The sequence below is a fragment of the Allobosea sp. TWI1241 genome (assembly GCF_039673065.1).
Lineage (GTDB): Bacteria > Pseudomonadota > Alphaproteobacteria > Rhizobiales > Beijerinckiaceae > Allobosea.
On sequence record NZ_JBDJKW010000003.1, the window covers coordinates 93,963 to 116,365 of the forward strand.

At 71.6% G+C, this 22,403-nt stretch carries 22 protein-coding genes and 1 tRNA gene; 10 read left to right on the forward strand and 13 right to left on the reverse strand.

Annotated elements, in window-relative coordinates:
- Positions 1 to 6: 6 nt before the first annotated feature.
- Genes ABE438_RS05630 through ABE438_RS05640 form a run of 3 tightly spaced genes read right to left on the reverse strand, consistent with a single transcriptional unit; the run spans position 7 to position 2,959 of the window.
- Positions 7 to 939 (reverse strand): site-specific tyrosine recombinase XerD, encoded by a 933-nt coding sequence (locus tag ABE438_RS05630; RefSeq protein ID WP_346501562.1) that lies wholly within the window; start codon positions 937 to 939, stop codon positions 7 to 9.
- Positions 936 to 1,079, reverse strand: a complete 144-nt coding sequence (locus ABE438_RS05635) for a histidine kinase (RefSeq protein ID WP_346501563.1) — start codon at positions 1,077 to 1,079, stop codon at positions 936 to 938. The genes ABE438_RS05630 and ABE438_RS05635 overlap by 4 nt, the downstream gene beginning before the upstream one ends.
- Positions 1,080 to 1,108: 29 nt before the next feature.
- Positions 1,109 to 2,959, reverse strand: coding sequence for an aminodeoxychorismate synthase component I (locus ABE438_RS05640; protein WP_346501564.1), 1,851 nt, complete (start codon positions 2,957 to 2,959; stop codon positions 1,109 to 1,111).
- A 151-nt stretch (positions 2,960 to 3,110) separates the two neighbouring features.
- Here ABE438_RS05640 and ABE438_RS05645 point away from each other — a divergent pair, with 151 nt between their 5' ends.
- Both ABE438_RS05645 and aroB read left to right on the forward strand, forming a co-directional pair.
- The gene (locus ABE438_RS05645) at positions 3,111 to 3,695 is read left to right on the forward strand and encodes a shikimate kinase (protein ID WP_346501799.1); all 585 of its coding nucleotides are present in this window, start codon (positions 3,111 to 3,113) and stop codon (positions 3,693 to 3,695) included.
- Positions 3,692 to 4,840, forward strand: a complete 1,149-nt coding sequence (gene aroB / locus ABE438_RS05650) for a 3-dehydroquinate synthase (protein ID WP_346501565.1) — start codon at positions 3,692 to 3,694, stop codon at positions 4,838 to 4,840. Before ABE438_RS05645 ends, aroB begins: the two co-directional genes overlap by 4 nt.
- A gap of 38 nt (positions 4,841 to 4,878) precedes the next feature.
- On the opposite strand, the gene ABE438_RS05655 is transcribed toward aroB, so the two are convergent.
- The 3 genes from ABE438_RS05655 to ABE438_RS05665 all read right to left on the reverse strand — a co-directional run bounded on the left by ABE438_RS05655 (position 4,879) and on the right by ABE438_RS05665 (position 9,886).
- Positions 4,879 to 6,654 (reverse strand): glucan ABC transporter ATP-binding protein/ permease, encoded by a 1,776-nt coding sequence (locus ABE438_RS05655; RefSeq protein ID WP_346501566.1) that lies wholly within the window; start codon positions 6,652 to 6,654, stop codon positions 4,879 to 4,881.
- 96 nt (positions 6,655 to 6,750) lie between these two features.
- Entirely contained in the window at positions 6,751 to 7,275 is a 525-nt protein-coding gene (locus ABE438_RS05660) for a CAP domain-containing protein (RefSeq protein WP_346501567.1), read from the reverse strand.
- 4 nt (positions 7,276 to 7,279) lie between these two features.
- Positions 7,280 to 9,886, reverse strand: a complete 2,607-nt coding sequence (locus ABE438_RS05665) for a DUF3772 domain-containing protein (protein WP_346501568.1) — start codon at positions 9,884 to 9,886, stop codon at positions 7,280 to 7,282.
- Between the two features lie 247 nt (positions 9,887 to 10,133).
- On the opposite strand from ABE438_RS05665, the gene ABE438_RS05670 reads away from it, so the two are divergent.
- Positions 10,134 to 11,195, forward strand: a complete 1,062-nt coding sequence (locus tag ABE438_RS05670) for an alpha/beta hydrolase (protein WP_346501569.1) — start codon at positions 10,134 to 10,136, stop codon at positions 11,193 to 11,195.
- A gap of 9 nt (positions 11,196 to 11,204) precedes the next feature.
- Here ABE438_RS05670 and ABE438_RS05675 read toward each other — a convergent pair whose 3' ends face one another.
- Positions 11,205 to 12,284: an ROK family protein gene (locus ABE438_RS05675; RefSeq protein WP_346501570.1), complete on the reverse strand. Its 1,080-nt coding sequence runs from the start codon at positions 12,282 to 12,284 to the stop codon at positions 11,205 to 11,207.
- A gap of 208 nt (positions 12,285 to 12,492) precedes the next feature.
- On the opposite strand from ABE438_RS05675, the gene ABE438_RS05680 reads away from it, so the two are divergent.
- From ABE438_RS05680 to ABE438_RS05690, 3 genes are all read left to right on the forward strand, one after another.
- Complete coding sequence (locus ABE438_RS05680; protein WP_346501571.1) at positions 12,493 to 12,972, forward strand: DUF2938 domain-containing protein; 480 nt, start codon at positions 12,493 to 12,495, stop codon at positions 12,970 to 12,972.
- Positions 12,973 to 13,069: 97 nt separating this feature from the next.
- On the forward strand, positions 13,070 to 13,804 hold the full coding sequence (locus ABE438_RS05685) for a spermidine synthase (protein ID WP_346501572.1): 735 nt from the start codon (positions 13,070 to 13,072) through the stop codon (positions 13,802 to 13,804).
- A 33-nt stretch (positions 13,805 to 13,837) separates the two neighbouring features.
- On the forward strand, positions 13,838 to 14,026 hold the full coding sequence (locus ABE438_RS05690; RefSeq protein ID WP_346501573.1) for a DUF3008 family protein: 189 nt from the start codon (positions 13,838 to 13,840) through the stop codon (positions 14,024 to 14,026).
- Between the two features lie 112 nt (positions 14,027 to 14,138).
- Here ABE438_RS05690 and ABE438_RS05695 read toward each other — a convergent pair whose 3' ends face one another.
- Positions 14,139 to 14,342, reverse strand: a complete 204-nt coding sequence (locus tag ABE438_RS05695; protein WP_346501574.1) for a hypothetical protein — start codon at positions 14,340 to 14,342, stop codon at positions 14,139 to 14,141.
- Positions 14,343 to 14,567: 225 nt separating this feature from the next.
- Positions 14,568 to 14,948, reverse strand: coding sequence for a hypothetical protein (locus ABE438_RS05700; RefSeq protein WP_346501575.1), 381 nt, complete (start codon positions 14,946 to 14,948; stop codon positions 14,568 to 14,570).
- A gap of 222 nt (positions 14,949 to 15,170) precedes the next feature.
- Between ABE438_RS05700 and chrA the strand changes: the two genes are divergently transcribed.
- Positions 15,171 to 16,364, forward strand: a complete 1,194-nt coding sequence (chrA, locus tag ABE438_RS05705) for a chromate efflux transporter (RefSeq protein ID WP_346501576.1) — start codon at positions 15,171 to 15,173, stop codon at positions 16,362 to 16,364.
- Between the two features lie 63 nt (positions 16,365 to 16,427).
- Here the strand turns inward: chrA and ABE438_RS05710 are convergent.
- A tRNA-Arg gene (locus ABE438_RS05710) sits at positions 16,428 to 16,504 on the reverse strand.
- A 188-nt stretch (positions 16,505 to 16,692) separates the two neighbouring features.
- Here ABE438_RS05710 and ABE438_RS05715 point away from each other — a divergent pair.
- Positions 16,693 to 17,004 carry a hypothetical protein gene (locus tag ABE438_RS05715; RefSeq protein WP_346501577.1) on the forward strand — a complete coding sequence of 104 codons (312 nt, stop codon included), beginning with the start codon at positions 16,693 to 16,695 and terminating at the stop codon, positions 17,002 to 17,004.
- Positions 17,005 to 17,131: 127 nt separating this feature from the next.
- On the opposite strand, the gene ABE438_RS05720 is transcribed toward ABE438_RS05715, so the two are convergent.
- Positions 17,132 to 18,553 carry a M20 family metallopeptidase gene (locus ABE438_RS05720; protein ID WP_346501578.1) on the reverse strand — a complete coding sequence of 474 codons (1,422 nt, stop codon included), beginning with the start codon at positions 18,551 to 18,553 and terminating at the stop codon, positions 17,132 to 17,134.
- 116 nt (positions 18,554 to 18,669) lie between these two features.
- Here ABE438_RS05720 and ABE438_RS05725 point away from each other — a divergent pair, with 116 nt between their 5' ends.
- Together ABE438_RS05725 and ABE438_RS05730 are read left to right on the forward strand one after the other, a co-directional pair.
- On the forward strand, positions 18,670 to 19,824 hold the full coding sequence (locus ABE438_RS05725; protein WP_346501579.1) for a glycosyltransferase family 4 protein: 1,155 nt from the start codon (positions 18,670 to 18,672) through the stop codon (positions 19,822 to 19,824).
- Positions 19,825 to 19,844: 20 nt separating this feature from the next.
- Positions 19,845 to 20,498 carry a class I SAM-dependent methyltransferase gene (locus ABE438_RS05730; RefSeq protein ID WP_346501800.1) on the forward strand — a complete coding sequence of 218 codons (654 nt, stop codon included), beginning with the start codon at positions 19,845 to 19,847 and terminating at the stop codon, positions 20,496 to 20,498.
- 14 nt (positions 20,499 to 20,512) lie between these two features.
- On the opposite strand, the gene ABE438_RS05735 is transcribed toward ABE438_RS05730, so the two are convergent.
- Both ABE438_RS05735 and ABE438_RS05740 read right to left on the reverse strand, forming a co-directional pair.
- Entirely contained in the window at positions 20,513 to 21,580 is a 1,068-nt protein-coding gene (locus ABE438_RS05735; protein ID WP_346501580.1) for a patatin-like phospholipase family protein, read from the reverse strand.
- Positions 21,577 to 22,362 carry a 3-hydroxybutyrate dehydrogenase gene (locus tag ABE438_RS05740; protein WP_346501581.1) on the reverse strand — a complete coding sequence of 262 codons (786 nt, stop codon included), beginning with the start codon at positions 22,360 to 22,362 and terminating at the stop codon, positions 21,577 to 21,579. The genes ABE438_RS05735 and ABE438_RS05740 overlap by 4 nt, the downstream gene beginning before the upstream one ends.
- Positions 22,363 to 22,403 lie beyond the last annotated feature (41 nt).

Sequence of the window (22,403 nt, forward strand, 5' to 3'; positions counted from 1 at the left end):
CCCGGCTCAGCCCTCGCCCGCCAGCGGGTGCAGGTCGCGCACCAGGCTCTTCAGGCGCTCGTCGAGGATATGGGTGTAGATCTGCGTCGTGGCGATGTCGGCATGGCCGAGCAATTCCTGCACGACGCGCAGATCCGCCCCGTTCTGCAGCAGGTGGCTGGCGAAGGCATGGCGCAGCACATGCGGGCTGACCTTGGCCGGTGACAGCCCCGCGGCCGCCGCGAGCCCCTTGAGATCGCGCGCGAAGGCCTGCCGCGTCAGGTGCCCGCTCTCGCCATCCGAGGGAAAGAGCCAGCGGCCCTCGCCGGCCCCGCCGGCCTTCAGCGCATCGAGATGCGCCAGCGCCGCCAGGCGCGCCGCCTCGTTGAGCGGCACCAGCCGGTCCTTGTCGCCCTTGCCGCGCACCACCAGGAAGCGCTCGCGCGTCGTCGCGGCCGAGAGCGGCAGCGCGATCAGCTCGGAGACGCGCAGGCCCGTGGCGTAGAGCATCTCGATCAGGCAGCGCATGCGCAGCGCCCGGGCCCGCGCCGCCGGCGACAGGTCGTCGCGCGCGGCCTGCGCCTGCGCCGCGCCGAACAGCGCGTCGACCTCGGCGACGGACACCATCTTGGGCAGCGGCCGGCCGAGACGCGGCCCCTCGATCGCCGCGGTCGGATCGGTGCCGACGAGCCCTTCCGTGTAAAGGAAGCGATGGAACTGGCGCACCGCCGAGAGCCGCCGCGCCGCCGAGGATGCCTTCAGCCCGCGCTCGGAGAGGTCGGCGAGGAAGGCGCGCACCCCGTCCGGCGTCATCTCGCCCGGCCCGCCTCTGGCAGCGGCAAAGGCGAGATAGTCGGCGATGTCCCGCTCATAGGCGTCGAGCGTGTTGCGTGCCGCGCCGCGCTCGGCCGCCAGCATGTCGAGGAACGCCTCGAGCCAGCGGCGCCCCTGCCGGCTCATTTCTGCAACTTCTCGGGCGGGATCACCTCGATCATCTCGCGCGGCTGCGGCTGGACGAAGGTGACGAGCGCCAGCATGCCGCCGGCGATCAGCCCGGCGATCACGGCGAGGAAGGTCAGGAACTTGAACAGAGTCGGCACGGCCGGCCTTTCCTCTCGTAACCCCTCGGTTATTCCCGATCGCGTGGCCGGGAGGCAAGGCCCGCCGTCTCGCCCAGCCGCGCCGGACGCAGGCCGCGCAGGCTGCTGCCGGTCAGGAACCCGTCCGGCCCGGCGAGATCGGCGAGGCGCAGCGATGCCTCCCGCGCCTGCCCGCTCTCGATCAGGGCACGGCGCAGCACGCCCGGCAGCAACCCGTCGCCGACCGGCGGCGTCAGCAGAACCCCGTCGCGCGGCAGGAAGACATTGGCGCGGGGCGTCTCGGTGACGAGCCCTTCGCGGTTGAGTAGTAGTGCATCGTCGAAGCCGGCGGCGGTGGCCGTCGCGAACGGCCGCTCCCAGCGCCCGCGCCGCGTCGTCTTGTGGCGCGCGAACGGGTCGGCGGCATCGCTGCCCTCGATCGCCATCAGCACGGCAGGCTTGGCCGGAGCGCTGTCCTGCGGCAGCGGGACGGCCTGCAGGTCGAGGCGACCATCGCGCCGCACTTCGAACCGCACCCGCATGTCGCCCGTGCCGTCGAACCCTGCGACGAGCGTGTCTAGCCGGCTCATGATCTCGCCCCCGTCGTAGGCGAAACCCAGCAGCGCGGCGGAGGCTTCCAGCCGCGCAAGATGCAGCGGCAAATGGCGGTAGCCCGCGCCGGCGACCCAGCGCAGCGTCTCGAACAACCCGTAATCCGCGGCGAGATCAGTCAGCACCCGCGCCTTGAGCCGGCATTCGGCATATTCCGCCTTAGGATCGGAATCGACGACGATGCCGCCGCCGGCGCCATAGACGCCGCTGCCGTCCGGCATCAGCGTCGCGGTGCGGATCGCCACGTTGAAGCGCAGCGCCCCGTCGGGCGCGATCGCGCCGATCGAGCCGGTATAGGCGCCACGCGGCCTGTCCTCGAGCTCGGCGATGATCTCCATCGCCCGGATCTTCGGCGCCCCCGTCACCGAGCCGCAGGGGAACATGGCGCTGAGCAGCCCGCCCGGCGTCACCTCCGGCCGCAGCCGGCCGACCACGTCCGAGGTCAGCGTGTGCAGGGTCGGATAGGTCTCGACCCGGAACAGCTCCGGGACCGCGACCGAGCCGGTCTCGCTGATCCGGCCGAGATCGTTGCGCAGCAGGTCGACGATCATCAGGTTCTCGGCGCGCTGCTTCGGGTCTGCGCGCAGGGCCGCGGCCGCCGCCACGTCGGCTTGCGGATCCGCGCCGCGCGCCGCGGTGCCCTTCATCGGCCGGGTCAGGGCCGCACCATGCGCCGCCGTCACGAACAGCTCGGGCGAGACCGAGAGCAGCGTCGCCTCGCCGGTCGAGACCAGCCCGCCATGCGCCACCGGCTGCTCCGCCCGCAGCGCCGCATAGAGCGAGAGCGGCTCACCCGCATGGCGGAAGCCGATCGGAAAGGTCAGGTTGATCTGGTAGGCGTCGCCGGCATGCAGATAGGCGAGCACGCGCCGGACGCGCGCCGCATGGGCCTCGGCATCGAGCCCGAAGGCGAGATCGTGCAGCGGCGCCGGCGGCGGCAGCGCGCCGAGCGCCCTGTCGAGCCGGCCCGGCGCGATGATCTCCGGAGCATGGAACAGTCCGAACCAGAGCAGCGGCAGCGCGCGCTCGCGCGGCAGGAGCGGCGCCAGCCGCGGCTCCAGCACATGACCGAGCTCATAGGACAGGAAGCCGGCCGCGTGCAGCCCTTGCGCCTGCGCATCCTCCAGCCGGGCGAAGGCGTCCGCCACCGCGTCGGGCGCATCGGCGCGCACGATCGCGACCGGGTCGCGGTAGAGCGTGGCCGGCGCAGCCGGCGCGTTGCGGTCCTCCAGCAGGACATGGGGCGTCCGCGGCCAGTCGATCCCGCCGATCTCGCGCCGCCCCGTCATCCCCATCCCCGTCAAGCCGTCCCGACCACCCGGCGGGTAGCAGCCAGAGTTGCGCGCCGGGGTCAAGGCTGGGCCATCGCGACGCCATGAAGGCGTGGCGACGCGCCGGCACCCATGCTAGAGCGGCCGAAGGGGAAACGATGCGACGATGATGCCTGACACGGTCGAGACCACGGATATCGCAGCGCTGCGCGCCGCTCTCGGCGGCCGCGCCGTGGTTCTGGTCGGGATGATGGGGTCCGGCAAGAGCTCGGTCGGCAAGCGCCTGGCGGCCCGTCTCGGCCTGCCCTTCGTCGATGCCGACACCGAGATCGAGACCGCCGCCGGCATGACGATCCCCGAAATCTTCGCCCAGCGCGGCGAGGCCGAGTTCCGCGACGGCGAACGCCGCGTCATCGCCCGCGTGCTCTCGACCCGCGCGCCCCTCGTGCTCGCCACCGGCGGCGGCGCCTTCATGAACCCGGAGACACGCGCACGCATCGCCGAGCTCGGCGTCTCGCTCTGGCTCAAGGCCGAGCTCGACGTGCTGATGCGCCGGGTGCGCAAGCGCGCCAACCGGCCGCTGTTGAAGACGCCCGATCCCGAAGGCACGATGCGCCGGCTGCTGGCCGAGCGCGAGCCCGTCTATGCCGAGGCCGACGTCACCGTGATCTCGCGCGACGATCCCCATGAGGTCGTCGTGTCCGACACGCTGGCCGCCCTCGGCGACTATCTGCACCGGACCAACGCCTCATGACCGCCGCCCCTTCGTCCGCCGCCGCTCCGGCGGCTCCGATCACCGTGCCGGTCGCGCTGGCCGAGCGCTCCTACCACATCCGGATCGGCCGCGGCCTGCTGGCCGGCGCCGGCGCGGCGATCGCCGGCCTCGCCCCCGGGGCGCGGGCGGCCATCGTCACCGACGAGAACCTCGCGGGCCTGCACGCCCCGGCGCTCGAGGCTTCGCTCGCGGCCGCCGGCATCGCCGCGACGCGCCTGACCATCCCGCCGGGCGAGGCGTCGAAATCCTATGCGCGCTTCGCCGCACTCTGCGACGGCCTGCTCGCCGCCAAGATCGAGCGCAACGACCTCGTCATCGCGCTGGGCGGCGGCGTGGTCGGCGATCTGTCCGGCTTCGCGGCGGCGGTGCTGCGTCGCGGCGTCCGCTTCGTCCAGATTCCGACCAGCCTGCTCGCCCAGGTCGATTCCTCGGTCGGCGGCAAGACGGGCATCAATTCGCCCCATGGCAAGAACCTGGTCGGCGCCTTCCACCAGCCGGCGCTGGTGCTGTGCGACACCGCCCTGCTCGACACCCTGAGCGAGCGCGAATTCGCCGCCGGCTATGCCGAGGTGGTGAAGTACGGGCTGATCGACGATGCCGGCTTCTTCGACTGGTGCGAGGCCAATTGGCGCCGCGTCCGTGCCGGCGGTCCGGAGCGCGACCATGCGGTGGCGACCTCCTGCCGCGCCAAGGCGGCGATCGTCGCCCGCGACGAGCGCGAGGACGGCGACCGCGCCCTGCTCAATCTCGGCCACACCTTCGCCCATGCGCTTGAGCGGCTCACCGGCTACGATTCGGCCAGGCTGGTGCATGGCGAGGCAGTGGCGATCGGGCTCAGCCTCGCCTTCCGCTTCTCGCAGGCGCTCGAGCTCTGCCCGGGGCAGGATGCGGGGCGCGTCGCCGCCCATCTCGCCGCCTGCGGCCTGCCGACACGGCTTCAGGACGTGCCCGGCGGCACCGGCGACGCCGACGCCATCGTCGAGGCGATGACGCAGGACAAGAAGGTCCGCCGTGGCGCCCTGACCTTCATCCTGGCCCGCGGCATCGGCCGCAGCTTCATCGCCCCGGGCATCCCGGCCGAGACGGTGCGCGACTTCATCGCCCGCGAACTCGCCGGCGCCTGAGGCGTGGGCGGTCTCCGCCAACTCTTAGTCGGCTGCCCTCATTCGCCGGCGGTCACCGGGCGGTCCTGCACGAGATACTGCGCGCGGGCGAGCGCGGCGAAGCGGCCGCCGCGGGCGACCAGCTCGTCGAAGCTGCCGCTCTCGACCACCCGGCCCTGCTCGAACACCAGGATGCGGTCGGCGTTGCGGATCGTCGCCAGCCGGTGGGCGATCACGAAGGTGGTGCGGCCGCGCATCACCTCGTCCAGTGCCTTCTGCAGCTTGGCCTCGGTGGCGGCGTCCAGCGCCGAGGTCGCCTCGTCGAGGATCAGGATCGGCGGGTCCTTCAGCAGGGCGCGGGCGATGGACAGGCGCTGGCGCTCGCCGCCCGAGAGCGTGCGCCCGCGCTCGCCGACGATGGTGTCGAGCCCGTCGGGCTGGCGCGCCATCACCTCGGCGGCCTGCGCCCGCTCCAGCGCCTGCATCATCTCGGCGTCGGTGGCGTCCGGCTTGCCGACGCTGAGGTTCTCGCGGATCGTCCGGGCGAACAGCATCGGCTCCTGGAACACCACGCCGATATTGCGCCGGAGCGAGATCAGCGAGACGTCGCGGATGTCGATCCCGTCGGCGGTGATCCGCCCCGATTGCGGATCGAAGGCGCGGTGCAGCAGGCCGAGCGTCGTCGACTTGCCCGAGCCGGTCGAGCCGACGATCGCGATGGTCTCGCCGGGCCTGGCGGCGAAGGAGACGTCGCTGACGGCCGGGCGCTTGCCGTCATAGGAGAAGGAGACGTCCTCAAAGGCGACCGCCCCGCTCAGCCGGCCGGCATCGGGCGCCGCCTGCAGGTCGCGCACGGCCGGCACGGTGTCGAGCACCGCGAAGAACTCGCGCATCTTCGGCGCCTGCATGAAGATGAAGTTCACGAAGCCGACGATCTGCTCCAGCCGCCCGATCAGCATGGTGGCGAAGCCCATGAAGGTGACGATCTCGCCGACCGTGGTCTGTCCCTGCATCAGAAGCCAGGTGCCGACCACGAAGATCGAGAGCACGGTCAGCGTCGCGGAGGCGCGGGTGGCAATCGTCGCCACCGCCCACCAGGTCAGCACCGGGATCTGCGCCTCGAGCAGGCTGGCGATGGTGTTGCGCAGGCCGCGCACCTCCGCCTCGACCCGCGTGAAGCTCTGCACCACGGGAATGTTGCCGAGCGCGTCGGAGGCCCGCTCGGCCAGGCTGGAATGATAGCCCTCGACATGGCTCTGCAGCCTGTCGGTCTTGCGCAGCACATAGGCCGTCAGCGCCCCGAACAGCACGACCAGCCCGATCAGCACCAGGCCGAGCTGCCAGTTCTTCCAGAGCGTGAAGGGCAGCAGCACGAAGAGCGCGACGAAGCTGGCGCAGTGCTCGCGGAAGAAGGAGAGCCACAGCCCCCACATTGCGCTGGTGCCGTCGAGCATCACCTTCAGCACGCGGCCGGAATGGGTCTGGGCGTGATAGGAGAGCGGCAGGCTGAGCGCGTGCTCGAAATAGCGCGCCATCACCGCCAGCCGGCTGCGATGGGCCAGCCGGTCGGCGTGCAGCGCGACGAAGACGCCGATGCCGATATTGGCCAGGCCGAAGCCGATCCAGGCCGCGAGCAGTACGGCGATGTCGGCCCAGCCCGGCCGCTGGCCGCTGCCCTGGAAGGCGGTGAGCCGGTCGATCAGCGCGCCGAACAGCATCGGCTCGGCGAAGGCGGCGCCGGCCAGCAATACGTTGGCGAGCGCCAGCAGCGCGCCGAGGCGCCGCTCCGGCCCGAGTTCGCCCAGCACGCGGGCATAGAGGGCGATCAGGCTCATGCGGGCGCCATCCTTCCGGCCGGACCGGGCGATCGAGGTCTCCCGTCCTTAGGCCGCGGTCGATAAACGCCGGATGAACCGGCCGGCCGCCACCCGTCAGGGCGCGACGATCAGGGCCCAGTAGACCTTGTATTTCGAGCTCGGCGAATAGGCGGTGGCGATGCCCATGCGCGTCGCCTTCGGCGTCTTCATCACCCGGTCGTGCTGGGGCGAATCGCGCCAGCCGGAGAACGCCTCGGCCAGGCGCCGGTAGCCTGCCGAGAGATTGGCCTCGGCTCCGGCCTGCCCGCCGCGGGCGAGCCGCGCCTTGACCGCCTCCGCCTGCGCCGGCTTGTCGGCCGCCGCCATGGCGCGCGCCTCCTCCTCGGCCGCCTGCATCAGCGCCGGATCGAGCGCCAGCACGCCGAGGCCGGCATTGAGCCGGTAGGCGGAGATCGTCGCGCGCGCCGCCTCCGCATCGACCTGCGCGGAGGCCGCGCCGAGATCGCGATAGAAGGCAGGCTGCTGCTGGCGCGCCGGCTCGGTGCAGCCGGCGATGTTGAACAGGGCGAGCGCGGCTGCAAGTGCGACCGGGCAGCTCATCGCCCGGCTCCGTGCCGGCCGCGCGCATTGGGTGTCCATGGAATCATTCCTTGTCGTCTGGCTTGGCGGCGGCGGGCGCGGGGGTCTCGGCGGGTGCCGGTTCCGATGGCGTATCCTCGTCTTCAGCGGCAGGCGCGGCCGGCGGCGGCGCCTGCTCCTCCGTCCCGGCCGGGCGGCGGCGGCGGCGCACGCCGGCGACCGCGGTCGCGATGTTCTCCAGAGAGCCCTCGATCCCCTCCAGCCCGCGCACGGCGAGCTGCGGCACGGAAGCCGCCGGCTCCATCGTGGCTAGCTTCTTGTGGATGACGAAGTTGAGGTCGCTGGTGACCCGCCCGACGATGTCGACCTCGCCCACCACGCAGACCAGGTCGAAGTCCATGGTCGTGGTGCCGAGCTTCTTGAACATCACCGACGGCGGCGGCTTCTTCAGCACGTCGCCATGGGCTTCGCCGGCCTCGGCCAGGAGCGTGCGTACCGCCTGCGGATCGTAGCTGCGCGGCACGCTGATCGAGATCAGCACGCGGCCGGTCCGATCGCTGCGGACCCGGTTGCGCACCACGCCGGTGATCAGGTTGGAGTTCGGCACCACGACGGTCGAGCGGTCGAAGGTCTCGATCTCGGTCGAGCGCACATTGATACGCCGCACGATGCCCTCGGCATCGCCGACCACCACCTGGTCGCCTACCCGGATCGGCCGCTCCCAGAGGAGGATCAGCCCCGAGACGAAATTCGACACCACCGATTGCAGGCCGAAACCGATACCGACCGAGAGAGCCGAGGCCACCAGCGTCAGCCGCTCCAGGCTGAGGCCGAGCGACGACACCGCCAGCGCCACCGCCGCGATATAGCCGACATAGCCTGCTGCAGTGGTGATCGAGTTGCGCAGGCCGACATCGAGCGCCGTCGTCGGCAGGAACTTGGTCTCGAGCCAGCCCTGCAGCGAGCGCGTCGCGGTCAGCCCGAGCACGAAGACCAGCACGCCCACGACGATCGAGGAGAGCGAGATCGTCACCCCGCCGACCTGGAAACCGAAGAAGGCCGCGCGCAGCGAGGCGAAGAAATCGTCCGATTCCAGCCCCCAGGGCGCGAAGGCCAGCATGATGACTGCGACGATCAGCACGATCTTCAGGAAGCCAGTGAGAACCACCGCTATCTTGTCGAGCGTCGTGGCGCGCAGGCCGACGCCGGCGCGCAACATCAGGGCGAAGCGCCCCTCGCCGGTGAGCAGGCCGGAAATCCCGTACTCGATCAGCGGGCTCAGCAGCAGGAACATCCCGGCCAGGATGCCGAGCCAGAGCACCTGCTCGGTCAGGAAGGTCGCGAAGACGACATAGCCGAGCGACACCGAGACGATGACGGCGAGCCCGACCGCCCAGCCGATGAAGCGCCCGGAGCCCAGGCTCTTGCCGTCGACCGGCACATAGGGGCCGAGGCAGGCCTCCTGCTCGATCTCGGCATGGTCGCGCAGCTGGTAGAGCCCGACGATCAGCGCGGCCGCGAACGTGAGCGCCACCACTCCGCGCACCGCGATCGACAGCATCAAGCCCGCCGCGATCGCCTGCAGCCAGGCCTCCAGCACAGAACCGACCGCGAGCACGGCCGCCAGCGCGCTGGCCGTGCGCAGCACCGCGCGCGCCGTATGCTCCTGCACGCTGACCAGCCGACGCTGCGGCTCGCCCGGCGCGAACAGCGCCTCCGCCAGGCCGCGCACGAAGGCGAAGATCGCCAGGCCGAACACCACGGCCAGCACCACCGGCTGGATGCGCGGCGGCAGCAGGCCGGCGGTCTTGAGCGCGGCGTAGAGCAGCCAGCTCGCCAGGGCCGGCGGGGCCGCCAGCGCGATCAGCCGGATCGCGGCGATATAGGGAACGAGCGCGCCGCTGCCGCTCTGCTGCGCCGCCAGCCGCGCCTTGAGCCGCGGCATGTAGCGGGCGCGCGCCAGATAGAGGCCGATCGCGCCGAGCAGCGCGAAACCGACCAGCAGCCCGCGCTCGGTGAACAGGGCGCGCGCGACGATCGACGACCAGTCGCCGAAGACCTGTTGCGAGGCGGCGATGTCGGAGGGCAGCCCGTAAGCCGCCATGGTCCAGACCTCGGGCGCCAGCAGCGACGGACCGGCTGTGAAGAGCTCCTTGGCGAAGAGATCCCGCCGCAGGTCGCCGATCTTCACCTGGGCCTGCTGCGCCTGCACCAGGGCGGCGCGGGCGATCTTGAGGGTCTCGTCGGCCTCGGCGAACTGCTTCTCGCGCGTCTCGCGCTCCTGCACGACCTCGGCGGTCTCGGCCGGAGCCTTGGCCTCCGGCCGCGGGCCGAGCTGCTCGAGCCGCACCTTTGCCTGCTCGACGCGCGGCGCCTGCTCGTCGATCAGCGTCCGCAGCTGGTCCTGCAAGGGCTGGAGACGCTGCCGCTGGCGCTGCAACTCGGCGTCGGTGATGCCCTGGCGCGCCATCACCGTCTCGACCTGCGCGATTTCGGCGCGGAGCGAATCGAGCTGCGCGCGCGGCGCGATCGTCTGCGCCGGCGCCTGGGCGAAGGCGGCCGGAGCCAGAGCGACGGGCGCCAGGGCGACGGCAAGCGCCAGCATCAGCGCGGCGGCGAGGCGGGCGAGCGCCGGGGCGAGCCGGAGCCGGTCTGCGAGGGTCAGCGACATGCGGGAGCAACCGGGTTGATTCGCGCTGCGGCCGAGAATCGCCGCGAGACAGCTGCCGAGGCAAGGCGGCACGAAGGGGCGTCGAAGAGCCGCGAGGACATCGGCATCCTGTGAAGCGTGGCAGGGCGGGCGTTGTCCCCGGCAAAACCGTCAGCATCATGGCGGAGACGAGAGGCCTCGGCTATCAGCACGCCCCCGTGCCGCCGTCCGTCATGCTGCGGGCACAGTCCTGTCGGAGATGCGGCGAATGCCACGCCTGCCTGCCCTCGCCCTCCTGCTGCTGCTCGTCCCCGTCGCCGGCCTCGCCGTGCCGGAGCCCGATCCCGGCCTGCCGCGCGGCGCGGTCCCCGCAGCCGCGATCCAGCTTGATCCCCGCCCCGACACGGATACGGCGCCGGCCCGGCCGGCCCCCACGCCAGACCCCGCCCCCGCGCCGGCTCCACCGCCCGGTCCGGTGCCGGCGTCGCGCCCGACGCCGACGCCCTTCACCTTGCCCGACACCGAGGTCTGGCCGATCCGGGCGAACGCGCTCGGGCGCGACTACCGGGTCTATGTCGGCCTGCCTGAATCCTATGCGCGCCAGCCGCAGCGGCGCTATCCGGTGCTGTTCGTCACCGATGCCGACTACGCCTTCCCGCTGATCCGCAGCATCGCCGCGCGCCTCGGCAACCGCGCCCATGGGCTGGAGGAGTTCATCCTGGTCGGCCTGTCCTATTCCGACGGCGACAGCCCGCTCTACAGCCGGCGGCGCGACTACACGCCGACGCCGAACGGCGAGCGCACGCCCGACCCGTCCGGACGCCGGCCGGTCTTCGGCGAGGCCGAGGCCTATCGCCGCTTTCTCGCCGACCAGCTGATGCCCTTCGTCGCCGCGACCTACCGCACCGACCGCAACCGCAACATCTATGCCGGCCATTCCTATGGCGGGCTGTTCGGCCTTCACATCCTGCTGACCGCGCCGGAGATGTTCTCGCACTACATCATCGGCAGCCCCTCGCTCTGGTTCGACGACCGGGTAATGATCAAGCGCGAGGCCGAGCGGGCGAAGACCGAGAAAGACCTGCCGGCGAGGGTCTACATGGCTATCGGCTCCTACGAGACCACCGCGCCGGGCAATGACGATCCGCGCCACAGCCGCAGCCTCGACATGGTCGCCGACCTGCGCGGCTTCGAACGCGCCCTGCGCTCGCGCGCCTATCCCGGCTTGGCCCTTGAGACCGAGGTCGTCGCCGAGGAAGACCATCTCAGCGTCTTCCCCGCGATCATCTCGCGTGGGCTCGCCTGGGCCCTGCCGGCGAGGCGCCGCTGAGGCGGGCCTTCAGTCCTTGCGGCGCTTGCCCGGCTTGGTGCGGTTGCGGAAGCTGGCATTGCCGAGCCCGGTGCCGATGGTCAGCACGGCCCAGTGCTCGACATCCTGCATGAAGGGCGTTTCGCTCAGCCCCTGGACCACCGCGTCGTTGTGCATGGTCACGATGGTCTCGTGCCCGCCGATCTCCGGCATCATCTCGCGGATGCTGTCGACGAGGTTGAAGCGCTCGCTCGACCAGTTGCCCGGCAGGTTCTGCGCGCCGCGGTTGATGGCGCCGTCCGGCTCGATCAGGCCGGGACAGCCGACGCCGATGAAGGGCGCCGGGCGCAAGCCATCCTTCTCCGCCGCCTTGATCTGCTCGCGCAGCATCTTGCCAAGCCGCGCCACCGCCTCCTCGCGGCCGGGCTCCTCGTCGGCATGGCGCCAGAGTTCGCTGGTCGAGACCCGCGCCTTGGAGAGGTCGGGCACCTTCTTCTGGCGCAGTTCGACGATGCCGGCGCGGATGTTCGAGCCGCCGATATCGACCGCGACCAGGCTGTCGAAGGCCTCGAATATCCAGGCGGGGGCGAGATGGGCGCTGCCGACCAGCCCGGCCTCGTCGGGATGATGGCGCACCGGCACCAGGTCGATGGCGTGGCCTTCCGTCTGCAGGATGATGCCGGCGCGCGCGATGGCGAGTTCGCCGACGCGGCTCTGCCGCAGCCCGCCGCCGATGACGATGCGTTCCACCTGCTTCCAGGCCTTCTGGCGCAGGAAGCGGCGGATCACGAAGGCGAGCGACTGGGCGAAGCGCTCGATCGCGGAGAGGATCAGCGCGGCCTCGCGCGCTTCGCCGTTCTCGATCAGCGCGTCGAGCTCCGACTTGCTCGGCTCCTTGCCGATCCCCGCCAGCGGATCCTCGCCCGCATCGGCGAGATGGCGGCGCAGCTCGGCCAGATGCTCCATGAAGGCGCCGCGGCTGGCGCGATCGCCGACGAAGCCCTCGCCGTCGCGGATTTCGAGATTGTAGCTGGTCACCACCACCGAGGGCAGCTCGTCGGCTCCGTGGACGCCCTTGGCGCCCGGCTTCGTCGCGACTGCTACCGCCATGGCTTTCCCCCTTGCTGCTGGTTCCGCGCGAACCGCGCATGGTCGGAAACCACCCAGGCGCCGCTCGGTTCCGCGCCTCCACAGCCGCATGGCCCTCCTGCGGCATTTGCGCGCCCGCGGCGATTGACCTGCGCGGCCGCTTCGGCCTCCATGGCCGCAGGCGACCCGGCGAGACGGACCGGCGCATCCGTTCCGGGGGGACCAGGCCATGATCGAGACAATCCTCCGCGCGATCGTGATCGGCATCGGCGCGACCGCGCTGCTCGATCTCTGGGCGCTGCTGCTCAACCGCACGCTGGGCCAGCCCATGGCGAACTGGGCGGTGATCGGGCGCTGGTTCGCCTATCTGCCGCGCGGCCGCTTCATGCACGACACCATCGCCCAGACGCCGCCCGTGGCCAACGAGCTCGCCATCGGCTGGACCATGCACTACCTCGTCGGCATCCTCTTCGCGGCGAGCCTGCTGGCGATCTGGGGGCCGGGCTGGGCCCTGGCGCCGACGCTCCTGCCTGCGCTCATCGTCGGCGTGGTCACGGTCGGCTGCGGCTGGTTCATCCTCCAGCCCGGCATGGGCTTCGGCATCGCCGCCAGCCGGCGGCCCAATCCCGGCCAGATCCGGCTGATGGGACTGATCAACCATGTGGTCTTCGGCCTCGGCCTCTACCTCACCGCGCTCCTGATCCGCTGACCGGCGAACGCGGCGGCGGATTGACCGGCGCGCGCCGGCGCGGCAAGCCGGGCGGCAGCGCAGCCTTGCGCGGCTTCAACCCGTCGGATGCCTGCTCGTGAAACCCTGGATCCAGCTCGGACAATCTGCCCTGCCGGATGGCGGCACGCTCAAGCTCCTGCAGCGCGGCGAGGCCGAGTTCTCCATCACGCTCGGCGCCAACGAGCTGATGAATTCGCGCCTGCGCGGCTCCGAAGAGGCGCTGGCGACGCTCGTGCTGGCGCGTCTGGCCGATCGGCCTGCCCCGCGCCTGCTGATCGGCGGGCTCGGCATGGGCTTCACCCTGCGCGCCGCGCTGGCCGGCCTGCCGCCTGCCGGCGCCGTCACCGTCGCCGAGCTGCTGCCGGCGGTGATCGACTGGGCCCGCGGGCCGCTGGCACCGGTCTTCGCCGGCAGCCTCGACGATCCCCGCGCCGAGATCCGTCAGGCCGACGTCTCGCGGGTGATCGACGCCGTCCCGGCCGCCTGGGACGCGATCCTGCTCGATGTCGACAACGGCCCGGACGGGCTGACCATGGCGGCGAACGACCGGCTCTACGACCATGCCGGCCTCGGCCGGGCCCGCGCGGCCCTGCGCCCGGGCGGCGTGCTGGCGATCTGGTCGGCCGCGCCCGACCGGGCCTTCACCCGCCGGCTGGAAAGCGCGGGCTTCGCGGTCGAAGAAGCGAAGGTGCGCGCCCGCCCCGGCGCGGGCGCCCGCCACGTCATCTGGCTGGCGACGCCGAAGCCGGCCGGCTCGCGCCCGGCACCTGCGACCGCGCGACCGGGAACAGGGGGGCGCCCGCGCCGTTGATCGGGCAGAGATGGTCTTCGCGAGGAGGACGTGATGCCCGCCAGATCCAAGGCCCAGCAGCGCGCCGCCGGCGCGGCGCTCGCCGCCAAGCGCGGCGACATGCCCCGCAGCGAGCTCAAGGGCGCCTCGCGCGAGATGGTCGAGAGCATGAGCGAGCGCGAATTGCGCGAGCTCGCGGCGACCAGGCGCAAGGGCAAGCCCGAGCGGATCGGCGAGGACTGACCGGCTAAGCGCGCGACGGCACAGCGATAACACCCGCCACCAACGAAAAAAGGCCAGCCGCGCGGGCTGGCCTCGTCGCGACGCGCCAGGGCGCGTCGTCATCGCCTCCAGCTCACTCGGCCGGGGTCATCTCGATGCTGTAATGGCCGCACCAGTCGCTGTTGGCCACCACCGGCCAGAGGCCGCGCGCATCGGGACCGGGCTGCGAGACCGGCGGGTTGAAGCGGCACAGGCCCTGGGCGGAGCGCACATCGCCGCTGTTCGACTTGTGGGCCTCGAAGAACTTGCAGCTCTCGCAGTGCACGGACGCGGACATGGGATCGACCTCTCGGAAACGGCAAGGGCCCTGAAGCCCCGATGACTTCAGTTTAGAATAATTATAATTCTAAAGTCAACGATCGGAGGAACGCGCCGTGCCGCTCGCAGAGCCTGCCGGCCCGCCTTATCCGCAGCCTCGCTCCGTCGACCTGCATCGATCGCGCCGAGGCGCGACGCGCCGCCGGAGGCTTTCGCGTCGATCCGCGCGGCCAGCAGAGCGCGCTCAGCCGCCGCCGCTGGTCAGGAAACCGGCGCCCTGCGCGCAGTCATTGCCGCTGGTGACCACGCCGACGCCGTCCTCGCGCGGCACCACCGTGATCTTCATGCCGCGGTCGAGCGTGCCGAGCATCATGCCGCCCTCCCAGCGCGCCGTGCCGCGATAGCGCAGCGTGTGGGCCTTGCGGCCCCTGCCGACGACGCATTCCATCTCGACCGTCCAGCCCTTGCCGGCCTGGCGCGCCGCGATCACCGTCGAGCGGTTGCCCTGGCTGACCTCGGCGCCCCAGCTATAGGCGTCGCCACTCAGCTGTGCGCGGGCGGGCAAGGCGACGAGGCCCGTAGCGGCCACAGCGACCGCGAGGGCAAGGGTGGCGAATGACGTCATGGTCGGTCTCTCGAAAAGGGGCCGCGCGCCCGAAGCGTCGTCGCCGCGCCGAAGCCCCATAGCGCGCGTCGGATGACGGCCGGAAGCGGTGCAGGACGCGCCGGCCCATGCGTTGCAAGGCGGCTCTGACGCGCAGGCACCCGTCATGTCATAGAAGAGCGGTAAGCGAACGGCGTGCGGGGCCCTCGGGAGCCGCGTCCGGGACAGACGACGAGAACCGCGATGACGCGCCAAGGATCGCCCGCCGAGGTCTTCGCGGCCTTCCTCAAGCTCGGCCTGACATCCTTCGGCGGGCCGATCGCCCATCTCGGCTATTTCCGCGACGAGCTGGTGCTGCGCCGCAAATGGCTCGACGAGGCCGGCTATGCCGAACTGGTGGCGCTCTGCCAGTTCCTCCCCGGCCCGGCCTCCAGCCAGGTCGGCTTCGCCCTCGGCCTTCTGCGCGGCAACAGCCTGCTCGGCGGGCTCGCGGCCTGGTTCGCCTTCACCATGCCCTCCGCGCTCCTGCTGCTGGCCGCCGCGCTCGGGGCGAAAGCCACGGGCGGCCCGCTCGCCGACGGCGTGATCCACGGTCTCAAGCTGGTCGCCGTCGCGGTGGTGGCGCAGGCGGTCTGGGGCATGGCGCGCACGCTCGCGCCCGACCGCAGCCGCGCCGCGATCGCACTCCTGGCGGCGGCCATCGTGCTGCTCGCCGGCGGCTCGCTCGGCCAGATCGGCGCCATCGCGCTCGGCGCTCTTTCCGGCCTGTGGCTCTGCCGCGGCCCGACCGCCGACGCGCCTGCCGGAATGCACTTCCCGGTCGGCCGGCGGCAGGGCGCTGTGGCGCTGGCGCTCTGCGCCGGACTGCTCGTCGCGCTGCCGTTGCTCGCCCATGCCGGCGCCGGGCCGGCGCTCCAGCTCTTCGACGCCTTCTATCGCGCCGGCGCACTGGTCTTCGGCGGCGGCCATGTCGTGCTGCCGCTGCTGCAGGCGGAGGTGGTGGCGCCCGGCTGGACGACGAACGAGGCCTTCCTCGCCGGCTACGGCCTGGCGCAGGCGGTGCCGGGCCCGCTCTTCACCGTCGCGGCCTATCTCGGCGCGGTGATGATCCCGGCGCCGAACGGCGTCGCCGGCGCGCTGATCGCACTCTCAGGCGTCTTCCTGCCCGGGCTGCTGCTGGTCTACGGCATGCTGCCCTTCTGGGAGGCGCTGCGCGCCCGCCCCGCCGCCCGTGCAGCGATGCGCGGCGCGAACGCGGCGGTTGTCGGCATTCTCGGCGCGGCGCTCTACAGCCCGATCTGGACCAGCGCGATCCTGTCTCCCGCCGATGTCCTGCTGGCGCTCGCCGGCCTGCTCGCGCTCACCATGTGGAAGGCCCCGCCCTGGACGGTGGTGCTGGCGCTGGCCGCCGCCGGCGCGCTCACTGCTCTGGTGTGAAGCCGAGCCCGGTCGGCCCAACGGAAAAGCCGGCCGCTAATCATCGAAAAAGCGGAGAACGGATGGTGTCCCGGAAGGGATTCGAACCCCTGACCTACGGTTTAGGAAACCGCCGCTCTATCCTGCTGAGCTACCGGGACGCCTGGGACATGGCCTTGTCTCTGGCTCATAGCACACCGCTGCGGCAGGTCAACGAACCGGGCTTCCGGCCTGGTCGAAGCGGCCCTCGCGCATTTTTTTCAGGCTGCCGCGCGATTCGCCGCCAGGCGCCGACAAGGCCCGGGCATGGCGAATGGTTCGCCACTGGCTACCAGACCGGAGAACGAACATGACGCGCACCAGGAAGAGCCTCGCCGCCGCCGTCGCCGCTCTCGCGCTCGGCGCATCCGTCTTCGCCACCGCCTCGGACGCCGAGGCCCGCCCGCGCTATCGCGGCGCCGCCATCGGTGCCGGCATCGTCGGCGCGCTCGCCGTCGGCGCGCTCGCCGCGGCTGCCGCCCGCCCCGCCTACGGCCATGGCTATTACGAGCCGGTCTACAGCTACGGCCCGGCCCCGGTGCGCCGCTGCCACCTCGTCGACCGGGTCAACTATTACGGCGATGTCATCGGCACCCGCCGGGTCTGCCGCACCTATTACTGAGACCGCCTTTTCCTGAGACCGCTTGCCTTTCGAGACCCCGACGGCCGCCCTCCCCGGCCGTCCCCACTGCCCGCCGATTCGCTCGGCGGGCTTTTTTTTGCGTGGGAGGCCGCTCTGTCGTCCGGCGTCAGCCGGTCGACATGGTCAGCGGCGGCTTCACCTCCGGCGGCACCGGCGAGACATAGCCGCCGGCGGCCGCGACGCGCCGGGCGTGGTCGGCCTTGGCCGCCGCCATCAGCGCCGGATCCTCCAGAACCGCGGCGCCGAGCCCGGCCATCGCCTTGGCGACCTGGACCATCGCCTTGTGGGCGGCGGGCGTCTTGCCCTGCGCCACCACCTGCCAGCTGTGCAGCGGCGTGCCGATCGCGATCGAGGGCGCGTGCGACTGCACCGTCGGCACCACCCAACTGACATCGCCGATATCGGTCGAGCCGATGGCCGGGTTGCGGGCGGCGTCGAGCGGCACGGTGAAATCGGCCAGCGGCGCGTCGGTCGGCGGCATGCCGATCGCGTGCCAGGCGGCGGCGATATCCTTGGGCGAGAGCGTCGCGCGGATCTGGCGGGCGAAGGCGAGGTCGGCCTCGTCGAAGCGCGGCGGCCCGAGCTCCTCCATCACGCCCTGCAGGGCGCTTTCGAGCGGGCCGTTGCCGATCACGTTGGAGACCGCGCTGACGATGCGCATCTCGACCGAGGTTTCGGTCATCAGCGCGGCGCCCTGCGAGATCTTGCGGACACGCTCCACCAGTTCGAGCATGCTCGCGAGGTCGCGGGCGCGGATCGAGTAGCGCACGCGGGCATGGGCCTGCACGACGTTGGGCGCGATACCGCCGGTATCGAGCACCGCATAGTGCACCCGCGCATCGCTCGGCATGTGCTCACGCATATAGTTGACGCCGACGCTCATCAGTTCCATCGCGTCGAGCGCGCTGCGCCCGAGCTCGGGCGAGGCGGCGGCGTGCGAGGCGCGACCGGTGAAGATGAAGTCGGCGCGGGTGTTGGCGAGCGAGAGCGGCGGCGCCACCTCCCAGAAGCTATTGGGATGCCAGGAGATCGCGACATCGGCGTCCGAGAAGGCGCCGGCGCGCACCATGAAGGCCTTGGCGGCGCCGCCCTCCTCGGCCGGGCAGCCGTAATAGCGCACGCGGCCGGGGCGGCCGGTCGCTGCCAGCCACTCCTTCATCGCCACCGCCGCCAGCATCGCGGCCGAGCCGAGCAGGTTATGGCCGCAGCCATGGCCGTGGCCGCCGGCCTCGACCGGGCGCGGCTCGGCGATGCCGGCCTCCTGGCTCAGCCCGGGCAGCGCGTCGTATTCGCCCATGAAGGCGATGACCGGCCCGCCCTCGCCGGCCTCGCCCATCACCGCGGTCGGAATGCCGGCGATCTGTTCGGTGACGCGGAAGCCCTGATGGCGCAGCTCGGCGGTGTGCTCGGCGCAGGAGCGGGCCTCGGTGTAGCAGACCTCGGGCATGCCCCAGACCCGGTCGCTCAGGGCGATGAGCCTGTCCTTGCAGGCGTCCACCTGCCGCCAGAGATCGTTGCGGTTGTCCATGCCGGGCCTCGTCGTCCTGCTCCGTGATGGCTCCCCTTGTCGCAAGCCGGCGGCGACGCGTCCAGAGAGCCCGCGCGACGCTTGACCTTCGCGCCGGGTTTTGCCTGATGCGCGTCATGGCCCGCCGCAAGCTTCTCTTCGTCGCGACCGAGGACTGGTTCTTCGCCTCGCATTTCCTGCCGATGGCCCGCGCCGCCGCGGAGATGGGCCTCGACGTCGCCGTGATCGCCCGCGAACGCCGGCATCGCGCCGTCATCGAGGCGACGGGCGCTCGCCTGATCCCGCTCGAGGCGGAGCGCCGCAGCATCGCGCCGCTTGCCCTGATCCGGCAGGTCGCGGCGCTGAAGCGGCTGATCGCCGCGGAGAACCCCGACATCCTGCACTGCATCGCGCTGAAGCCGATCGCGCTGGCCGGGCTCGCCGGGCGCCTCGCCGGGGTCCAGCGCCGGGTCTACGCCCTGACCGGGCTCGGCTTCCTCGGCGCCAGCCAGGGCGTGGCGGCCGATGCGGCGCGCCTCGCGGCGCGTCTCTGGCTGCGCCAGGTCGTCGACGGGCCGCAGGTGCGCTTCCTCTTCGAGAACCCGGACGATCCGCTGACGCTCGGGCTCGATCCCGCTGACGCCGCCAAGGTCGCGATCGTCGGCGGTGCCGGCGTCGACCCGCTGATCCTGATGCCCGAGCCGATGCCGGCCATGCCGCCACTGCGCGTCGCTGTGGTGGCGCGCATGCTCTGGTCGAAGGGCGTCGATCTCGCGGTCGAGGCTGTGGCGCTCGCCCGCGAGCAGGGCGCGCGCGTCGAGCTGACGCTGCACGGCGCGCCCGACCCGTCGAACCCCAAGGCCGTGCCGGAAGCGACGCTGAAGGCCTGGGCCGCCCGGCCGGGGGTCAGCTGGGCCGGCCCGACCCGTGACATCGAAGGCGTCTGGCGCCGCAACCATGTCTGCTGCCTGCCCTCGCGCGGCGGCGAGGGCCTGCCGCGCACCCTGCTCGAGGGCGCGGCCTGCGGCCGGGCGCTGCTCACCACCGACGTGCCGGGCTGCCGCAGCTTCGTGCGCGACGGGCAGGACGGCTTCGTGGTGCCGCCGAACGACGCCACGGCGCTGGCGCAGGCCCTGGTCAGGCTCGCCGCCTCGCAGGGCAAGCTCGAGCGCATGGGCGCGAGCGCCCGCGCCCGCCTGCTCGCCGGCTATACGGAGCGCGACGTGATGGACGCGGTGAAGGCGCTCTACCGCGATCTGCTGGCCAGGCCGCAGGCGGAGCTGACGGTGTGAGCCCCGCCCCGCAGGCGCCGATGCCGGCCGAGGACCGCGCCGCCTTCATCCGCACGCATACGCGCCTGCTCCCGGTGCCGCACGCGCCCGAGATCCTGCTCCACGTCGCGCAGGAGGCCACCGAGCTCTGGCAGAAGACCGAGGAGGAGCTGGCGACGATCGGCCTGCCGCCGCCCTTCTGGGCCTTCGCCTGGGCGGGCGGACAGGCGCTGGCCCGCCATCTGCTCGACCATCCGGACCTGGTCGCAGGCCGCACGGTGCTCGACTTCGCCAGCGGCTCGGGCCTGGTCGGCATCGCCGCGATGAAGGCTGGCGCCCGCCATGTCCTGGCCGCCGATATCGACGCCTTTGCGGGCAGCGCGATCGGCCTCAACGCCGCGGCGAACGGCGTCGCGCTGGAGGTCACGCTCGACGATCTGGTCGGCCGCGATGGCGACTGGGACGTCGTGCTCGCCGGCGACATCTGCTACGAGCGCGAGCTGGCCGCGCGCGTCATCGCCTGGCTCGACCGGCTCTCGCGCCGCGGCGCCACCGTGCTGATCGGCGATCCGGGCCGCAGCTACCTGCCCAAGGACAGGCTCGACGCGATCGCCACCTATCAGGTGCCGGTGACGCGGGCGCTTGAGGATGCGGAGATCAAGAAAAGCTCGGTCTGGAGGCTGAAGCCGGGCTAGCTGGCGGCCCGCCTTCAGGTGATCGCCTCTTTCAGGTCGACCGTGCCGCGCACCCCGATGGCCGCGTAATTGCGCTTCAGCCAGCGCTTGGCCGCGGCGCGGCCCATGTCGCGCAGGCGCAGCAGGAAGTCCCATTCGGCGTTGAGGCGCGACGAGCTGGTCAGCTTGGCCAGTGGCTGGCCGCCATCGATCCGGTGCACCAGCACGCGCTTGTAGTCCTTGGTCGAGAGCTTGCCCTCGTCGATCAGGCGCGTGACGAAATCGATGGCGCGCAATTCGCGCAGCAGCGAGGCGTTGAAGGTGATCTCGTTCAGCCGGTCCTGGATGGCGCGCGCATTGGTCGGCAGCTCCTTGCGCTCCAGCGGGTTGATCTGCACCAAGAGCACGTCGTCGCCCTGCGTCTCGTAGAACAGCGGGAACAGCGGCGGATTGCCCATATAGCCGCCGTCCCAATAGGGCTGCCCATCGATCTCGACCGCCTGGAACAGCATGGGCAGGCAGGCCGAGGCCATCAGATGGTCGGCGGTCAGCTCGTCGCGGGTGAACACCCTGATCTTGCCGGTGCGGACATTGGTCGCCGAGATGAACAGGTTGACGTCGGCGCAGCCGCGCACCTTGTCGAAGTCGATCAGGTCGGCGATCACCCCGCGCAGCGGATTGATGTTGAGCGGATTGATGTCGTAGGGGCTCGCCACCTTCGAGAACAGCTCGAACCAGATCAGCCCCGGCGGACGCCCGTCACTCCAGGCGCCGAGGAAGGTGTCGATCAGCGAGCGCTCCGAGCCGCCATATTTGCCGTCGACGCTGATGCGCCGCCAGAAGCCCTCGAGCGCGCTTCGCGCCCCGTCCGCCCCGCCGACCAGCCAGCCCTCGGTGAGCACGACCGCGTTCATCGCGCCCGCGCTCGCCCCGGTGATCGCCTCGATGGCGAGGCGTCCGTCGGCGAGGATCTCGTCGAGCACGCCCCAGGTGAAGGCGCCGTGCGCGCCCCCGCCCTGCAGCGCCAGGCTGATCGGCTTCTCGGCCTTCGGCCCCGCCAGCCCCCGGACCGGCGGGACGCGCCGCTGCTTGCGGCCGGTCACGCGGCGGTCCAGCCGCCGTCCATCGGCAGGACGGTGCCGGTGATCGACTTCGCCGCGTCCGAGCAGAGATAGACCGCCAGCGCCGCCACCTGCTCGACCGTGACGAACGCCTTGGTCGGCTGGGCGGTGAGCAGCACGTCGTTGATCACCTGCTCCTTGGTGAGGCCGCGCGCCTTCATCGTGTCGGGGATCTGCTTCTCGACCAGCGGCGTCCAGACATAGCCGGGCGCGATCGCGTTGACGGTGATGCCCTTGGTCGCGACCTCGAGAGCGACCGTCTTGGTGAAGCCGGCGATGCCGTGCTTGGCCGCGACATAGGCGCTCTTGAACGGCGAGGCGACGAGCGCGTGGGCGCTGGCGGTGTTGACGATCCGGCCCCAGCCCTTGCGCTTCATGCCCGGCAGCGCGGCACGGGTGGTGTGGAAGGCGGAGGACAGGTTGATTGCGATGATCTGGTCCCACTTCTCCAGCGGGAACTCGTCGACCGGCGCGACATGCTGGATGCCGGCATTGTTGACGAGGATGTCGACCGCGCCGAACTCCTTCTCGGCCTCGGCCACCATGGCCGCGATCTCGGCCGGCTTGGTCATGTCGGCGGCGGAATAGCGCGCCTTGACCTTGAACTCGCTTTCGATGGCCGCGCGCTCCTTCTCGACCGCGTCAGCATCGCCGAAGCCGTTGATCACGACATTGGCGCCCTCGGCGGCGAGCGCGCGGGCATAGGCCAGCCCGATGCCGGAGGTCGATCCGGTGACGAGGGCGGTACGATCCTTGAGGAACATGGGCGGCTCCTGACATTTGGCCCGGGAAGGCTTAGCTTACC

Excerpts from the sequence above, each read along its gene's own strand:
- ABE438_RS05630 (WP_346501562.1), bottom strand. The coding sequence starts at position 939 with ATGAGCCGGCAGGGGCGCCGCTGGCTCGAGGCGTTCCTCGACATGCTG.
- ABE438_RS05640 (WP_346501564.1), bottom strand. The coding sequence starts at position 2,959 with ATGACGGGGCGGCGCGAGATCGGCGGGATCGACTGGCCGCGGACGCCC.
- ABE438_RS05645 (WP_346501799.1), top strand. The coding sequence starts at position 3,111 with ATGCCTGACACGGTCGAGACCACGGATATCGCAGCGCTGCGCGCCGCT.
- aroB (WP_346501565.1), top strand. The coding sequence starts at position 3,692 with ATGACCGCCGCCCCTTCGTCCGCCGCCGCTCCGGCGGCTCCGATCACC.
- ABE438_RS05655 (WP_346501566.1), bottom strand. The coding sequence starts at position 6,654 with ATGAGCCTGATCGCCCTCTATGCCCGCGTGCTGGGCGAACTCGGGCCG.
- ABE438_RS05660 (WP_346501567.1), bottom strand. The coding sequence starts at position 7,275 with ATGGACACCCAATGCGCGCGGCCGGCACGGAGCCGGGCGATGAGCTGC.
- ABE438_RS05665 (WP_346501568.1), bottom strand. The coding sequence starts at position 9,886 with ATGTCGCTGACCCTCGCAGACCGGCTCCGGCTCGCCCCGGCGCTCGCC.
- ABE438_RS05670 (WP_346501569.1), top strand. The coding sequence starts at position 10,134 with ATGCCACGCCTGCCTGCCCTCGCCCTCCTGCTGCTGCTCGTCCCCGTC.
- ABE438_RS05675 (WP_346501570.1), bottom strand. The coding sequence starts at position 12,284 with ATGGCGGTAGCAGTCGCGACGAAGCCGGGCGCCAAGGGCGTCCACGGA.
- ABE438_RS05680 (WP_346501571.1), top strand. The coding sequence starts at position 12,493 with ATGATCGAGACAATCCTCCGCGCGATCGTGATCGGCATCGGCGCGACC.
- ABE438_RS05690 (WP_346501573.1), top strand. The coding sequence starts at position 13,838 with ATGCCCGCCAGATCCAAGGCCCAGCAGCGCGCCGCCGGCGCGGCGCTC.
- ABE438_RS05695 (WP_346501574.1), bottom strand. The coding sequence starts at position 14,342 with ATGTCCGCGTCCGTGCACTGCGAGAGCTGCAAGTTCTTCGAGGCCCAC.
- ABE438_RS05700 (WP_346501575.1), bottom strand. The coding sequence starts at position 14,948 with ATGACGTCATTCGCCACCCTTGCCCTCGCGGTCGCTGTGGCCGCTACG.
- chrA (WP_346501576.1), top strand. The coding sequence starts at position 15,171 with ATGACGCGCCAAGGATCGCCCGCCGAGGTCTTCGCGGCCTTCCTCAAG.
- ABE438_RS05715 (WP_346501577.1), top strand. The coding sequence starts at position 16,693 with ATGACGCGCACCAGGAAGAGCCTCGCCGCCGCCGTCGCCGCTCTCGCG.
- ABE438_RS05720 (WP_346501578.1), bottom strand. The coding sequence starts at position 18,553 with ATGGACAACCGCAACGATCTCTGGCGGCAGGTGGACGCCTGCAAGGAC.
- ABE438_RS05725 (WP_346501579.1), top strand. The coding sequence starts at position 18,670 with ATGGCCCGCCGCAAGCTTCTCTTCGTCGCGACCGAGGACTGGTTCTTC.
- ABE438_RS05730 (WP_346501800.1), top strand. The coding sequence starts at position 19,845 with ATGCCGGCCGAGGACCGCGCCGCCTTCATCCGCACGCATACGCGCCTG.
- ABE438_RS05740 (WP_346501581.1), bottom strand. The coding sequence starts at position 22,362 with ATGTTCCTCAAGGATCGTACCGCCCTCGTCACCGGATCGACCTCCGGC.